Source organism: Neptuniibacter sp. QD29_5, assembly GCF_047778125.1.
Taxonomy (GTDB): Bacteria; Pseudomonadota; Gammaproteobacteria; order Pseudomonadales; family Balneatricaceae; genus Neptuniibacter.
This window is the reverse complement of the sequence record NZ_CP180556.1, coordinates 2,666,640-2,681,391: the sequence shown is the minus strand read 5'-3', so window position 1 is coordinate 2,681,391 and position 14,752 is coordinate 2,666,640. Positions and strand designations below refer to the sequence as shown.

Below are 14,752 nucleotides of genomic sequence, written 5' to 3'. Positions count from 1 at the left end.
TATGCAACTTTTTAGACGGGTTTTCTCAGCGGTTATTACTCTTGGTGCTTTAGTTAGCCCGAGTTATGCTGACCCAGTATTCACAGATAACCAGCCGGTGATGGCAATTGTTATTGATGATATTGGTGATAACCGAAAAAAAGGTTTGGCTGCGATCAACCTACCTGGTGCGATTACCTATGCATTTCTGCCCCATACGCCACACTCCTATGATTTAGCTGAAATAGCTTACAAGCAGGGAAAAGAGGTTATATTGCATGCGCCAATGCAAAATAAAGCGGGACTTCGTCTAGGGCCTGGCGCGTTAACTGAGCAGTTATCTAAGCAGGAGATTCAGCAGGTACTGCATAATAGCCTTGATTCGATTCCTCATGTGGTTGGAATGAACAATCATATGGGGAGCCTTTTGACTGAAAACCGTCAAAAGATGAAAGAGATTATGGCTGTGGCAAAACAGCGTAATATCTTCTTTATCGATAGTGTGACAACCGGGCGAAGTGTGGCTTGGAAGGTAGCCCATGAACACCAGATTCCCTACCTAGTAAGGGATGTTTTTTTAGATAATAAGCAGAATTGGAATTATATCCACAACCAGTTCAAACAAGCTTTAAGTTTAGCAGTGACTCAGGGGCATGCTGTCGTAATAGGGCACCCTTATCCAGCAACAGTGGAGTATTTATCAGAAGCACTGCCTATTCTCGAGCAATTAGGTATCCGCTTAGTGTCGGCGTCTGAGTTGCTTAATATTCGATCTCGTACTCAGTTGCTGGTGGCTCAGCCCAAAATTGAGTCTTGTGATCATAGTGAAGGGCATTGCCAAGCCTTGCCGGTCGTCGTTAAAAAATAAGGCTTTTATATAGCCATTAAGATAGATATCCCATCCCCCGTCAGTTTTATTCCTACTAGAACTGTGAGCGTTTCGAATGCTCTTTTGATCAGCTGATTACCTTGAGTAATGGCTAAGTGTGCACCTGTATATGAGCCGATAGTGGCGCCGATCAACAGTGCAGGTAACCATTCCCAACGAGGATCTACTTGTAGTGCTACGGTAATAGCGCCGGTGGAGTTCCAGAACAAACCTACCAGAATCAAGACATAGGTGACGGCCGTTTTGTAGTCTAGACCGAACCAGCGAACGAGCCAGAGTGTTACAAATAAGCCAGTGCCTGAAGTCAAAGAGCCGTTTAAGGCGCCAATAACGAACAGTACACCACCCCCAACGATAAATCCTAACCGATCTCTGTTACGAGGTTCTGCGGTAAGTCCAAGCGCCTTCTTACGAAACGAATAGATACCCAATCCAGCTGTTAATAAGCCTAAACTGAGTATGGTCCAGCCTTCGGGGATGTCGATGATGATATCAGCCCCGATGACTACGCCTGGCAGGCCACAGAGTAAAATAAATCCACAGAATTTATAGTCCAGCTTGCCTTCACGGAGGTGTCTAATAGTTGCACCTATACCTAAGGCAACACTGGCGATTTTATGGGTGGTCAGTGCTGTATTGAAACTTAAGCCAAGGAATAGCAGTACGGGGAGTTGCAGTAAGCCTGCTCCACCTCCAGCCATTGCTGATAGGGCATTGGCGAAAAATGAGAGAACAAATAATCCGCCGTTTTCAATAAGTTGATCCATAGCTGTGCTGGTGGTCCCGTGGAAATAAAAAAGGGGAAGCTAGCTTCCCCTTAAAGAGTCATTATGCCCAAATGTCAATCAGGCTGGACGGAAAGCGCCGGCAGCAACACGCGGCCATTGCTCGCTCCACTGCTCTGTCGGTGTTCTACGAAACTCAGTTCGCACAAATTGGCGGATACGGCCTTCGCAACATGCCAGCATTAGGTTGGCAGTTGCGCCAGCAGTAGTTTCGGTACGTAAGCCTTCTTTGACTTCTGCTTCGCGTAGGATCTGTTTGATTTGCGTTTCTAAACGTTCGAAGAATTGGTTGATACGCTGTCTTAAGCGATCTGTCTCGCCGGTAAGGGCATCACCTGTAAGTAGTCGGGCCATACCTGGATTACGTTCTACAAAAGCTAGCAATAGAGTAAGTACTTGCTCGCATTGCTTGATTGCGCTCGGTTCGACTTGAGTGATCGCAGTAACACGGCTAAACACTGTATCTTCAATAAAGCCGATAAGGCCTTCAAACATACGTGCTTTACTTGGGAAGTGGCGATAAAGCGCTGCTTCGGATACACCCACTTCTTTAGCAAGGGCAGCGGTCGTAATTTTTTGCCCTGGGTTTTCCAACATGCGAGCAAGGCTTTGTAAGATTTGCTCGCGGCGGGATACTTTGACTGTTTCGCTCATGTTTAGTCCTTATCCGCGGTTGGTGATCAGAGTACCAACACCTTCATCGGTAAAGATTTCTAGCATGCAGGAGTGTTCTACACGGCCATCAATAATATGAGCACTGTTTACGCCGCTTTTAACTGCGCTTAGTGCACAGCCGATTTTAGGCAGCATACCGCCGTAGATAGTGCCATTTTCAATTAGATCATCTACTTGTTTGGTTGTTAGGCCAGTTAGTATATTGCCGTCTTTATCCATAAGACCTTCAATATTGGTCAATAGAATCAGCTTTTCAGCCTGCAGTACTTCAGCAACTTTACCGGCAACTAAGTCAGCATTGATGTTGTAAGATGCGCCGTCGGCACCCACACCAATCGGTGCAATCACAGGAATGATGTCGGAGTTAACCAACATATCTAGCACCTTAACGTTAACGCTTTCGACTTCGCCTACGTGGCCAATATCGATGATTTCCGGTGCTTCCATCTCAGGGGTCTTGTGTTCAACACGAAGTTTTTTAGCACGTAGAAGCTGACCATCTTTACCTGTTAAGCCGATAGCTTGGCCGCCATTATTATTGATCAGGCCTACGATCTGCTTGTTTACCGCGCCGCCCAATACCATTTCGGCAACATCCATTGTTTTGGAATCGGTTACTCGCATACCGTTGATAAAGTGTGATTCGATTTTCAGATCTTCTAAAAGTTGTCCAATCTGTGGGCCGCCTCCGTGTACAACGATTGGATTAATACCAATCAGCTTCATCATCACAATGTCGCGGGCAAAGCTGTTTTGCAGCTTTTCATCAATCATCGCGTTACCGCCATATTTGATGACAATTGTTTTGCCGACAAAGCGCTGAATATATGGCATAGCCTCGCTCAATACATGAGCGGTAGTCATGGCATCTTTACGTGTTAGAGGCATAGTCTTTCCTTAAAATTATTATATGAGTGCATACGATTTAATCGGTACACTCCTGCCGTTTGGGCTTTATTCGTGAGGGATAACGAGACTGTTATCCACTTCATGTAGCTTTTGCTCGAAATCGTTTCGGATGCGCATTAACGCATCGTTTGTTTCAGCTTCAAAACGAAGAACAAGCACAGGTGTTGTATTGGATGCGCGAACTAAGCCCCAGCCATCAGGGTAGTCTACGCGTACACCATCGATATGGTTGGCTGTGCCGCCTTTAAAATGCTTTTCCTGGAGGGCTGCGACGATATCGAATTTGTTTTCATCGGTAACTGTGATGTTTAGTTCTGGTGTGCTTACATCTTCAGGGTATTGAGCGAATAGTTCTTCAACGGTTTGATCTGTATTTGCTAAAATTTCAAGCAGACGTGCTGCACTGTATAGCGCATCGTCAAAACCGTACCAGCGTTCTTTAAAGAAGATGTGACCACTCATTTCGCCGCCAAGCAGTGCGCCGGTTTCTTTGATCTTTTGTTTGATCAAAGAGTGGCCTGTACGCCACATAGTCGCTTTTCCGCCAGCTTCGGTAATCACTTTGGCAAGTAGACGTGAGCATTTTACGTCGAAGATGATTTCTGCGCCTGGGTTGCGCTTAAGTATCTCTTCGGAGAATAGCATCATGATGCGATCTGGATATACGATATTACCTTTGTTAGTAATTACACCTACGCGATCGCCATCACCATCAAACGCTAGACCCAAATCCGCACCTGTTTCTTTTACCTTCGCGATAGCATCGATCAAGTTTTTCGGTTTACCTGGGTCTGGGTGATGGTTCGGGAAAGTGCCATCGACTTCACAGTAAAGCGGGATGATTTCGCAACCTAATTGTTCAATTAACTTAGGCGCTAGCTCAGCTGGGATGCCGTTACCGCAATCGACAACGACTTTTAGCTTTTTATCTAGTTTGATATCCGAAAGGATGCGTTCAAGGTAGTTTTCACGGATATCTACATCGCGTTTAGCGCCTTCACCTTCTGAGTAGTTTTGCTCGATGATGCGTGTTTTCAGAGCTTGAATCTCATCACCGGATAATGTGTGGCCGTCGATCATCATCTTAAAGCCGTTGTAATCGGCAGGATTGTGACTACCGGTAATCATTACGCCTGTGCACTGATTATCCTGATGCGCTGCGTAATAGAGTGTAGGTGTTGGTACATAGCCTGTATCTATGACTTGGCAGCCGCCATCTATTAAGCCTTCACTAAATAGCTTTTTAAGATGTGGGCTGGATAAACGGCCGTCGGCTGCAACATTTACATTTTCAACACCTTGTGATTTTGCTTCGGCAGCAAAAGCTCTGCCTAGGTGGTAGACCGTGTCATCTGTTAAGGCTGAACCTACAATGCCTCGGACGTCGTAAGCACGGAAAATTGCGTGATTTAGAGAGTTTAGAGGGTAACGCATGTTAATCCTTTAATATTCACAAAGTTTGAATCCAAAAAAAATGTTATGCAGTTTCAGTCTCTTTTTGCGTTACTGCATTTCCATGATATTGAACTGCGATCTTTTCGATCAGCTTACTGGCTAATTGACGCTTAGATGCTTGGGGTAAGGTTTCAGTTGTTGTTGCTGAAATTACCATAACCGCATTTTCGTCGCTGTTAAAACCAATATCTGAACGAGAAACATCATTTGCGATGATGAGGTCAAGATTTTTACGCTCAAGTTTACTTTTGGCGTAGCTGATAACATCACGTGTTTCTGCAGCAAAACCAACCGTAAACGGTTTTGGTGAATTATTCGCTACAGTGGCAACAATATCTGGATTCTTAACCAGATGAAGTTCCATAATCTCTTCTGAGCCTTTTTTTATTTTGTGCTCAGCTATAGCAGTAGGGCGGTAGTCAGCTACCGCTGCTGCTGCGATGAAAATGTCGCACAGTGCTAAATCTTCCAAAGAGGCCTTTAGCATATCTTCTGCACTTTCTACTGATGTTCTGCCTATGCGGGCAGGTGCTGGAAGATTTACCGGGCCGCTGATCAGTTTGACCTTAGCGCCAGCTTCCATTGCTGCTTCTGCAAGGGCGTAGCCCATTTTTCCAGAGCTATGATTAGATATATAGCGCACAGGGTCTAATGGTTCTCGGGTGGGGCCAGCGGTAATAAAGACGGTTTTTCCTGTCAGGCTACCACGGTCAAATTGAGCCGCTGTTAATTCCGCTATCTCTGTTGGTTCCAGCATGCGGCCTGGGCCAGTATCACCACAGGCTTGCTCGCCTACACCCGGTCCAAACATTTTTATATCGCGAGATTTCAGTGTTCCAGCATTCTTTTGTGTGCCTTCGTCGCGCCACATCGCTTGATTCATCGCAGGAGCCAAGCAGATAGGTGCATCAGTTGCTAGGCAGATCGTTGTTAGCAAATCATCGCCTTGGCCTGATGCTAACCGAGCCATAAAGTTCGCACTCGCTGGCGCAATCAAGATCAAATCGGCCCATTTAGCTAGCTCAATATGCCCCATACCCGCTTCCGCTTCGGCATCAAGAAGGTGCTGGTGGACGGGATTGCCTGAAAGAGCTTGTAAAGTCAGGGGAGTAATAAACTCGGTTGCAGAGGCGGTCATCACAACGCGAACTTCAGCACCGGCTCCTCTTAGGATTCGAGTTAACTCTGCGCTTTTATAAGCTGCAATACCGCCGGTGATTCCAAGAATAATTTGTTTGTTAGTAAGTCTCTGCATACTGGCTAACTACTGTAATCTTTACGTTTATAGCGTCGTAAATACAAATGACGCTGAAATAAAAAGGATCGATACCATACCATTTTCGAGTAAAGTTTCGTAGATTGTATGGTGCTAAATTTATGCAATTCATCAAGGATGATGACTCTTCTCAAGGTTTGAAAGCCATTACTTTGTAAGTGGCAAATAGAGAAGAGATATAATGGAGACCTCTTATGTCTATTTCTCATTGGCCGGAAGCCGAACGACCTCGGGAAAAGCTTTTGCTTCAAGGCGCGACTTCGCTTTCAGATGCTGAACTCTTAGCCATCTTTTTACGCACAGGGGTAAAAGGTAAAAGTGCAGTTGATCTGGCCCGTGATCTATTAACTACATTTGGTTCTTTGCGGGCGCTTCTAGATAGCGATCAAAAAGCCTTCTGTGCAGCGCATGGTTTAGGTTCTGCAAAATTTGTGCAATTGCAGGCCGTATTGGAAATGAGTCGCAGGCATCTGCAAGCCTCTATAGAAAAAGGGGATGCGATGGAGAGGCCAGAGCAGGTGAAAAATTATTTTGCTTCGCAACTGCGACATCACCAACGAGAGGTGTTTGCTTGCCTCTTTCTGGACAACAAGCACCGCGTACTTAAATATGAACCGTTATTTTTTGGCACTATCAACGCCGCGGCTGTATATCCCAGAGAAGTGGTGGCGAAAGCGTTGGGTCATAATGCTGCTGCGGTAATCCTTGCTCATAATCACCCATCGGGAGTAGCGGAGCCAAGTATGGCCGATCAGCAGATAACTGTGAGACTAAAAGCTGCATTAGAGATGATCGAAGTGAGGGTGTTAGATCACATGATTGTTGGAGATCTAGAGGTCGTTTCGTTTGCTGAACGGGGATTGCTATAAAAGTTATCTTAGTGCTGGTGAATGCGTAAGCACTTGTGTATAATTCGCGGCCTTCTATCCATACTCCGGTACGGTATCTTGTCTAGTTACGGGACGCTCCGCCTGAGAAACGGTTTGGACTCTGGAGAGTACAGAGGTTTTTCCTTATATCGTTTCAATAAAAAAAGAGAATAAAGGATAGATTCGTAACCCTTAATTTTAAAGGCTTTATAATATGTCTAAAGTTTGCATGGTAACTGGCAAGCGTCCAGTTACAGGAAACAATGTTTCCCACTCACAGCGTAAAACACGCCGTCGTTTTCTTCCAAACCTGCACTGGCACCGTTTTTGGGTAGAAAGCGAAAACAAATTCGTACGTCTACGTGTTTCCTCTAAAGGTATGCGTATTATCGACAAAAAAGGCATCGACACAGTTCTAGCTGAAGTTCGTGCTAACGGCATCAAAGTTTAAGGAGCTGAATCATGGCTAAAGGCGCACGCGAAAAGATCAAGCTAGTTTCTTCTGCTGGCACAGGTCACTTTTACACTACTGACAAAAACAAGCGTAACACTCCTGAAAAGATGGTGTTCAAAAAGTACGATCCAGTAGTTCGTAAGCACGTTGAATACAAAGAATCTAAGATTAAATAAGATCTTATTTTCTACTAAAAAACCCAGCCTAGGCTGGGTTTTTTATTGTCTGCTATTTAGCAGCCGCAGATTAATCTGCGGCTGCTTTCGGATGGTTTATTAATTGTAAACTCTCTTCAGCGAAACCGAAGCCTGCTTCTGTATAGAAGTTGAAAACAGTATGAATGCCGCCATCAACGAGTTGTTTATGTTCATCTGGGAAGCGGGCAATTGCTGCAATCTCCCCAGGGTAGTTAGCGCTGTGCAGCTGTTCAGCAATGTTAAGGCTATCCTCTATCGAAGGCAGTGCAAGTAATACTAGTTTGATGTTTTTGACATCCATATTGCACCAAAGATCGGCATCCTCACCATCACCATAGAAGACGTGTAATCCTTTGTTTTGGAATTTCTGAATACGATTGCGGTCTGCATCCATTCCCCAAACTTTATCCCCAACAATGCTGTGTAATGCATTGAAAGCGCCTTTTCCTACACGACCAAGTCCGATTACTAAAATTTCAGAGTCTTTCGGCTGAACGAAGATATCGCTTGGAAGTGGTGTGCCTGATTCGTAACTTTTGATCTTCTCTTTATGGCGTAAATAAAAGGAGTGCGCAGAACGGTAGACCACACTGGTTAGGATAAATGAGAGTGAAACAGCAAGAGCTAAAATGACTAGCCACTCTTTACTTAGCCATCCACTATCAACGCATAGGTAAGCTACTATAAGCCCGAATTCACTGAAATTACTCAATGCTAAGGCGCATAGATACGAGGTACGACCGCGCAGATTCAAGCGCGTGAAAATTCCAAAGAACATGATGTATTTCAATGGAATTAGAACCGCAAGGATGGCAGCCATGCCTAGCATTGACCAATCTGGTAAAGCGGTGAAGCCGATGGATAGGAAGAAGCCAATCAGGAAAAGATCTTTAAAACTTAAGAGGGACTTGGTTAATTCGCCGGCTTTAGGGTGAGTGCTCAGTAACATGCCAAATACAAGTGCACCTAAATCACCTTTTACGCCTACTAGGGAAAAGAGTTCATAACCGCCTAGTGCTAGGAAAAAACCAGCCAAGGGTAGCAACTCACCGTGACCTGCACGCATCAGCAAATGATTAAGTAGAGGGCGAATGAAGACTAAACCGAACAGGCCTAGGGCCCATATCGATGGAATCTTCCCGGTGGCAGCGACAAGGAACAGAACGGCTACAATATCTTGCATAACCAAGACGCCAATGGCGAGTTGACCATGTCGGGTTTTCATCTCGCCGCTTTCTTCTAAAAGCTTCACGATACATACGGTACTGCTGAAGCTAAGGGCGAACCCTATCAATGCGGCAGATTTAAGATCTAGATCTGAAAAGTACGGAATGGATAGGGTTGCGAGCAGTAAAAAAGCGGAACCGGCTAAAAGTGTCCAGAGCGTCATATGGGACAGAGTACTGGCCCATACTTCTGTTTTTAATAGGTCTTTTACATTTAACTTAAGGCCGATGGTGAAAAGCATCAAAGTGATACCCAAGTCAGCCAAGGTTTGTAAGCTATCTACTGGTTCAACACCAATAAAATGCAGGAAGAAGCCTGCAAATAGGTACCCTATAAGAGGGGGCATCTCAATCAATCGCAGTGTATAACCGCAGACGAATGCAAATAAGATCCAGATAAAATCCATTGAGTACAAATCACCTTACTAAATTAGACCTAGAATGTAGCATAGCTTGACTAACGTCGGCATTGAGATAGGCCCTTAATTCATTGATTTTATGTTAGTCTAAGATTTCAATGTTGTATTACAGTTGAAATTCATGCCTGAATTGCCAGAAGTAGAAACGACCTGTAGAGGCATTAGCCCTCATGTTAATCAGCAGAAAGTAACCCGCTTGTTGATTCGCAATCCTAATCTTCGTTGGCCTATTCCTGATTTTCTTGCTGATGAGGTCGAAGGACAGGTGATCGAATCTGTTGGTCGCCGCGGAAAATATATTCTTCTTAAAATATCTACCGGTGAAGTGATGGTGCATCTTGGGATGTCAGGTAGCTTAAGAATTGTTGAGCAAGATGAACCCGTGCTTAAACATGACCATGTGGATTTCTGTTTCGGGAATGGCAAAGCTTTGAGGCTGACAGATCCGCGTCGCTTTGGCTCTGTTTTGTGGCAGCCTCTTAATGAACACCATGAACTGCTATATAAGTTAGGTCCAGAGCCACTTTGTGAGCACTTTGATGCTAAGCATCTTCATGCAATCTGCGCTGGACGTAAAGCGGCTATCAAACAAGTGATTATGGATAGTAAAGTCGTGGTTGGGGTTGGGAATATCTATGCCACCGAAGCGCTCTTTCTGTCAGGTATAGATCCGAGGCGAGCAGCCGGTAATATCTCTTATGAACGCTTAGCCTGTTTAGTTGAGAATATTAAAAAAGTGTTGGCTGCTGCGATTGAACAAGGCGGTACAACGCTGAAAGATTTTGTAGGTGGCGATGGTAAACCGGGCTACTTTAAGCAAAAGCTCAATGTTTATGGGCGAAAAGGGGAGCCTTGTGTACAGTGTATGGCTCCATTAACAGAAGTACGCTTGGGGCAGCGCTCCACAGTGTTTTGTAAACACTGCCAGCGATAAGTTGAGTTGATTATGAGTGTTCAAATCAGACCGCCTATTTTGTCCCAAGAAGGTTGTAGTTTACGTGTTGATTTGCGTGACAAGCTTAACTTAGAGCAGTTTTTAAAGCATCGTACTGCTTTTTGTGTTGGTGAAAGTGCAGTTCATTGTGAGTTATATGAATACGCGCCAGATGCACCAACAATTATCTTTTTGCCGGGAATCGGTACGTACTGTGAACTCTATGCAGAACTACTGTGTAAGCTATCTCAGCAAGGGTTTAATGTTATTGGTGTTGATCCTCTTGGACATGGCTACTCAGGCGGCTCTCGAGGTCATTACACTGTAGATGAGATGTGTAATGCTGTATCGGACGTTTTAGATGTATTACAGCAGCGATTTAAGGGCCCATTTGGTGTTTACGGATATTCAATAGGTGCATTGCTTGCTGTTGCTGCAGCTGAAAAGGATGAGCGCCTATCTACAGTCCTGTGCGGGACGTTGTTGGTGCCTGATTTAGCTCCTGATTTAACCTATAGAATGGGCTGGAACTGGACATGGGCATCTTCCTTGATGCTTCCAGGGTATAAAGTTCCACTAAAATCTTTCGTTGATTTTGAGCAGCTGTTAAAGGGACATCCGGCAGGTGCTGCAATTAATAATGATCCATTAATTGTATTTGATTACCCTCTTAAAACTTTATCTAGCCTGTTTAATCATCGTTGTAATATTGTAAATAGGGTGCATCGTTTCTCTGCTGCTATTTTGCATGGAGATAAAGATGAGGTATTACCCGTGAGTTATTCTCAGCGAGTGATGAATTATTGTGAGCAGCCCATGGAGTTGTTGGTAATGAAGCGCCAAGGTCATATGGTGCCTTTATTGCAGCCTGACCTAGTTGTGACCATGGCTGCGCAATGGTTTGAGCAGGAATTTTCTAAAGAGATGGCTGCTGCCGTTTTGTAATTGAACTGTCAAAAAGTATTCATTGAGCTGTCACCTAGTACTTCCATCATCTAAAAGCATGATGAAAGTATTGGGAGATACTGACAATGAGTGCTATTCGATTAGTAACAGCATTTGATTTACTCACTTTTAATTGGTGTTTGGGCCTTCCTAAAGCGGCTCAAATTGCTTCGGTAAGTCGGCAAGTTTCTCGATTGGGTGACGGTGTTTTATACCTATTCATTGGTTTTGCTCTTGCTCTTTTTGAGCAACAGTTTGGGCTTTTGTTTTTGCTGGTGGGTTTATTTGCTTATGCCATAGAACTGCCACTCTACCTTATCCTTAAAAATACTATAAAGCGTGACCGGCCTTGTGATTCGTTGCCTTTTGAAGCTTATATAGTCCCTTCCGATAAATTTAGCTTCCCATCTGGCCACTCTGCGGCTGCGTTTGTATTTGCTGCCCTAGTCGCACACTTTTATCCTGAATTTTCGGCTGTATCCTATGTTTTAGCTGTTGCTATAGGTATGTCTCGGGTTCTTCTTGGTGTTCACTATCCAACAGATATTTTAGCGGGTGCTGTGCTGGGCTTAAGCTCTGCAGCTATTGCGATTTCGCTTCTTCCTTTCTTATCTATGATGGTATGAACTGATGCGTATTCTTTACGGTGTGCAAGCTACCGGGAATGGCCATATCACTCGCGCACGCGTGATGGCGCCTGCTTTGGAGAAGGAGGGGGGCGAAGTTGATTATCTGTTTAGTGGTCGAGAGCCTGAGAAGTTATTTAATATGGAGCCCTTTGGTGATTACCAATGCCGAAGAGGTTTAACCTTTTATATGCAAGGAAGTAAGGTTGATCATTGGAAAACATTTACGAAAAATAATGTTTTTCAACTGTTGAGAGATATTAGAGCGCTCGACCTTACGGGATATGACCTTGTGATCACTGATTTCGAACCGGTAACTGCGTGGGCGGCGAAGTTAAAAGGCGTCAACAGTGTAGGTATTGCTCATCAATATGCTTTTTTGCATGACTTACCCGATAAGAAATCAGGGCCTTTGCTCAAGGCCCAAGTAAAGTCATTTGCCCCAGCTGACATACCTATCGGGTTGCATTGGGATCGTTTTGATCAAGATATCTGCCCACCACTAATTCAAAAGCCTTTGTTTAGTCCAAGCCTTATTGAGAATAAAGTGGTGGTCTACCTGCCTCATGATGATCTAGAGACCATGATGCCTATCTTTAAACAATGCAGTCAGGCTCACTTCTTTATCTATTCTTTAGTTGACCAGCCCTTGGATCAAGGAAACTGCCATATCAGGCCTTTTTCGCGAATGGGTTTTCAGCAAGATCTATCTGATTGTGAAGGGGTGATTTGTAACTCAGGTTTTGGCTTGTTAAGTGAAGCTTTGCAATATGGAAAAAAGATAATGACCTTGCCGCAAAAAGGTCAGGCTGAGCAAGAGTCCAATGCTGAGGTATTGGAAATCCTTGGTTTAGGTAGAGTTGTGGCCGCTTTAGACTGTCAAAAGATAGGAGCTTGGCTTGAATCACCACAACCAGAACCATTCTACATTCCTGATGTTGCGACTCCGTTAGCTAAATGGATTAAAGCGGGTTGTAATGTATCTATTAAGAATCTAATTGAAGAAGCATGGTTAGCAAAATCGAGTTACGTAACAGCATAAGGTATTGAGAGGCTAGAGCTGGAATATTTGTAGGTTAAAAAATAAGGGGCTGCTCCTTCCGTGAAGCAACCCCCTTGCTGGCTTCCTTAATCCTTGCGGTCTTTGTCCTAGGGCATCAATGCCATCCTTTCCGCTTATCGAGGCCGTCCTTTGTATTCGTTCCATGAACAGGAGATCCACATTTCTAATTATGCCTTCTGCTACCGGAAAGGAAATAAGAAAAATTCTTAATTTCATTTGTCAGGTCTAACTCGGGCAATATGCCCGCAGGAATGGTCACTAAATAAACAAAAAGGGCGCCTCATCCATGAGGCGCCCTTTTCTTTGGCTCCATAATCCTTGCGGTCTTTGTCCTAGGGCATCATGCCATCCTTTCCGCTTATCGAGGCCTTCCTTTATATTCATTCCGTGAACAGGAGATCCATGAAGCTAATTATGGCTGGAAATACGTAAAAAAAAATAAGAATTATTCTTAATTTCTACCGTCCCGAGAATTGCGGGAATAATTCCCGGGTCGCAGGAATCATATGAGTAGCGGGATAAGTGTTTATAAACAAAAAGGGCGCCTCATCCATTGAGGCGCCCTTTTCTATGGCTTCCATAATCCTTGCGGTCTTTGTCCTAGGGCATCAATGCCATCCATTCCGCTGTTCGAGGCCTTCCTTGTATTCTTTCCGTGAACAGGAGATCCATGTCATCAAGTATGGCTGGAAATATGGCAAAAGAAATAAGAAAAATTCTTAATTTAAAGAGTTCTGTATTGGATGGGACAAATACTTGTTTTGTGTAGGGTAGATACGAAAAGGGCGCCTCTTCCATTGAGGCGCCCTTTTCTTTGGCTTCCATAATCCTTGCGGTCTTTGTCCTAGGGCATCATGCCATCCGTTCCGCTTATCGAGGCCTTCCTTGTATTCTTTCCATGAACAGGAGATCCATGTCACTCATTATGGACGTATATAAGGTAAAAAAAATAAGAAAAATTCCTAATTTTTCTTATTTTAGGTTTTTTTTCTCTGATTCTTGCCTAGATGAAGGAGTTTCAGGTGCTTTTCTGGACAGAATACAGGTGAGTCTTTAAACTTGGATTTTGTCTTGGTCGGGGTGCCCTGTGGGGCTGAGAGTAAACCCGTTGAACCTGATCCGGTTTGTTCCGGCGTAGGAAATCGAGATTTCATTTCTATGAATTTATGTATTTTAACTTTGGCTTATTTAGCTCCTGTTGTAAGGGGTTATGATGGCTAATACCTCTTCCGCTATCCCTAATGTGCTTACCATTGCTGGGTCTGATTCCGGTGGTGGTGCTGGTATTCAAGCAGATTTAAAAACGTTCTCAGCAATAGGAGCTTACGGCGCATCTGCTATTACCGTTTTAACTGCACAAAATACTCAGTCAGTTAAAAGTATCTATCCTGTTTCGGCTGAATTTTTATTACAGCAGTTAGATGCCGTATTTGATGATATTGAAATCAATGCAGTTAAGACGGGGATGTTGGGTAATACCGACATGGTTTTGACTGTTGCGTCGTTTTTGAAAAGTAAAAATGTTTCGCTGGTTATTGATCCTGTGATGGTATCGACTAGTGGGAGCAAGCTTCTGAGCGATGATGGCATTGATTGTCTAGTTAAACACTTGATTCCTATAGCGGACATAATTACTCCAAATTTGCCAGAAGCTGCTGCGATGCTAGGACAATCTGAACCTAAAGATCGCATGGATATGGCTGATATGGCTGCTGGATTGCTGGAGTTAGGTGCTAAGCAGGTGCTGTTGAAAGGCGGCCATTTGCAGGGTGAAGAGTGTCCGGACATTTACTATGATGGGCAGGAGTTCATCGAGTTCCTTAGTCCTCGGGTAAATACAAAAAACACCCATGGTACAGGGTGCACATTGGCAGCGGCTATTACCGCTTACCTAGCCAAAGGGGAGTCGCCTGCAACGGCGGTTAGATTGGCTAAAGACTATATTACATCTGCTTTGCGAGGGGCGGACAAACTGAACGTGGGTGCAGGTCATGGCCCAGTTAATCATTTTCATGCGTATTGGTCGTAGTTGTATCGACGCTGATGAAAGC

At 44.3% G+C, this 14,752-nt stretch carries 15 protein-coding genes and 1 riboswitch; of the genes, 9 read left to right on the top strand and 6 right to left on the bottom strand.

The window, feature by feature from the left end; all coding sequences use genetic code 11:
* Position 1: 1 nt before the first annotated feature.
* Positions 2-847, top strand: coding sequence for a divergent polysaccharide deacetylase family protein (locus tag ACMXYR_RS12720; RefSeq protein WP_415901880.1), 846 nt, complete (start codon positions 2-4; stop codon positions 845-847).
* A 5-nt stretch (positions 848-852) separates the two neighbouring features.
* Here ACMXYR_RS12720 and ACMXYR_RS12715 read toward each other — a convergent pair whose 3' ends face one another.
* From ACMXYR_RS12715 to coaBC, 5 genes are all read right to left on the bottom strand, one after another.
* Positions 853-1,635 carry a sulfite exporter TauE/SafE family protein gene (locus tag ACMXYR_RS12715; protein ID WP_415901879.1) on the bottom strand — a complete coding sequence of 261 codons (783 nt, stop codon included), beginning with the start codon at positions 1,633-1,635 and terminating at the stop codon, positions 853-855.
* A gap of 78 nt (positions 1,636-1,713) precedes the next feature.
* Entirely contained in the window at positions 1,714-2,307 is a 594-nt protein-coding gene (gene slmA / locus ACMXYR_RS12710) for a nucleoid occlusion factor SlmA (protein ID WP_415901878.1), read from the bottom strand.
* Positions 2,308-2,316: 9 nt separating this feature from the next.
* A complete protein-coding gene (gene argB, locus ACMXYR_RS12705) occupies positions 2,317-3,216 on the bottom strand; it encodes an acetylglutamate kinase (protein WP_415901877.1) in 900 nt (299 codons plus the stop codon).
* Between the two features lie 66 nt (positions 3,217-3,282).
* Positions 3,283-4,671 (bottom strand): phosphomannomutase/phosphoglucomutase, encoded by a 1,389-nt coding sequence (locus ACMXYR_RS12700; RefSeq protein ID WP_415901876.1) that lies wholly within the window; start codon positions 4,669-4,671, stop codon positions 3,283-3,285.
* A gap of 43 nt (positions 4,672-4,714) precedes the next feature.
* Positions 4,715-5,947 carry a bifunctional phosphopantothenoylcysteine decarboxylase/phosphopantothenate--cysteine ligase CoaBC gene (gene coaBC / locus ACMXYR_RS12695; protein WP_415901875.1) on the bottom strand — a complete coding sequence of 411 codons (1,233 nt, stop codon included), beginning with the start codon at positions 5,945-5,947 and terminating at the stop codon, positions 4,715-4,717.
* A gap of 215 nt (positions 5,948-6,162) precedes the next feature.
* On the opposite strand from coaBC, the gene radC reads away from it, so the two are divergent.
* From radC to rpmG, 3 genes are all read left to right on the top strand, one after another.
* Positions 6,163-6,837 (top strand): RadC family protein, encoded by a 675-nt coding sequence (gene radC / locus ACMXYR_RS12690; RefSeq protein ID WP_415901874.1) that lies wholly within the window; start codon positions 6,163-6,165, stop codon positions 6,835-6,837.
* Between the two features lie 214 nt (positions 6,838-7,051).
* The gene (gene rpmB / locus ACMXYR_RS12685) at positions 7,052-7,288 is read left to right on the top strand and encodes a 50S ribosomal protein L28 (protein ID WP_415882183.1); all 237 of its coding nucleotides are present in this window, start codon (positions 7,052-7,054) and stop codon (positions 7,286-7,288) included.
* Positions 7,289-7,299: 11 nt separating this feature from the next.
* Entirely contained in the window at positions 7,300-7,467 is a 168-nt protein-coding gene (gene rpmG / locus ACMXYR_RS12680) for a 50S ribosomal protein L33 (protein WP_007023004.1), read from the top strand.
* Between the two features lie 70 nt (positions 7,468-7,537).
* Here the strand turns inward: rpmG and ACMXYR_RS12675 are convergent, their stop codons facing one another.
* Positions 7,538-9,121: a cation:proton antiporter gene (locus ACMXYR_RS12675; RefSeq protein WP_415901873.1), complete on the bottom strand. Its 1,584-nt coding sequence runs from the start codon at positions 9,119-9,121 to the stop codon at positions 7,538-7,540.
* Positions 9,122-9,254: 133 nt separating this feature from the next.
* Between ACMXYR_RS12675 and mutM the strand changes: the two genes are divergently transcribed.
* The 5 genes from mutM to thiD all read left to right on the top strand — a co-directional run bounded on the left by mutM (position 9,255) and on the right by thiD (position 14,730).
* Entirely contained in the window at positions 9,255-10,067 is an 813-nt protein-coding gene (mutM, locus tag ACMXYR_RS12670) for a bifunctional DNA-formamidopyrimidine glycosylase/DNA-(apurinic or apyrimidinic site) lyase (protein ID WP_415901872.1), read from the top strand.
* Between the two features lie 12 nt (positions 10,068-10,079).
* Positions 10,080-11,012: an alpha/beta hydrolase gene (locus ACMXYR_RS12665; RefSeq protein ID WP_415889065.1), complete on the top strand. Its 933-nt coding sequence runs from the start codon at positions 10,080-10,082 to the stop codon at positions 11,010-11,012.
* Between the two features lie 86 nt (positions 11,013-11,098).
* A complete protein-coding gene (locus ACMXYR_RS12660; RefSeq protein ID WP_415901871.1) occupies positions 11,099-11,638 on the top strand; it encodes a phosphatase PAP2 family protein in 540 nt (179 codons plus the stop codon).
* Positions 11,639-11,642: 4 nt separating this feature from the next.
* On the top strand, positions 11,643-12,680 hold the full coding sequence (locus tag ACMXYR_RS12655; RefSeq protein WP_415901870.1) for an MJ1255/VC2487 family glycosyltransferase: 1,038 nt from the start codon (positions 11,643-11,645) through the stop codon (positions 12,678-12,680).
* Positions 12,681-13,767: 1,087 nt separating this feature from the next.
* A riboswitch (TPP riboswitch) is annotated at positions 13,768-13,859 on the top strand.
* Between the two features lie 55 nt (positions 13,860-13,914).
* The gene (gene thiD / locus ACMXYR_RS12650; RefSeq protein ID WP_415901869.1) at positions 13,915-14,730 is read left to right on the top strand and encodes a bifunctional hydroxymethylpyrimidine kinase/phosphomethylpyrimidine kinase; all 816 of its coding nucleotides are present in this window, start codon (positions 13,915-13,917) and stop codon (positions 14,728-14,730) included.
* The last annotated feature ends 22 nt before the right edge of the window (positions 14,731-14,752 follow it).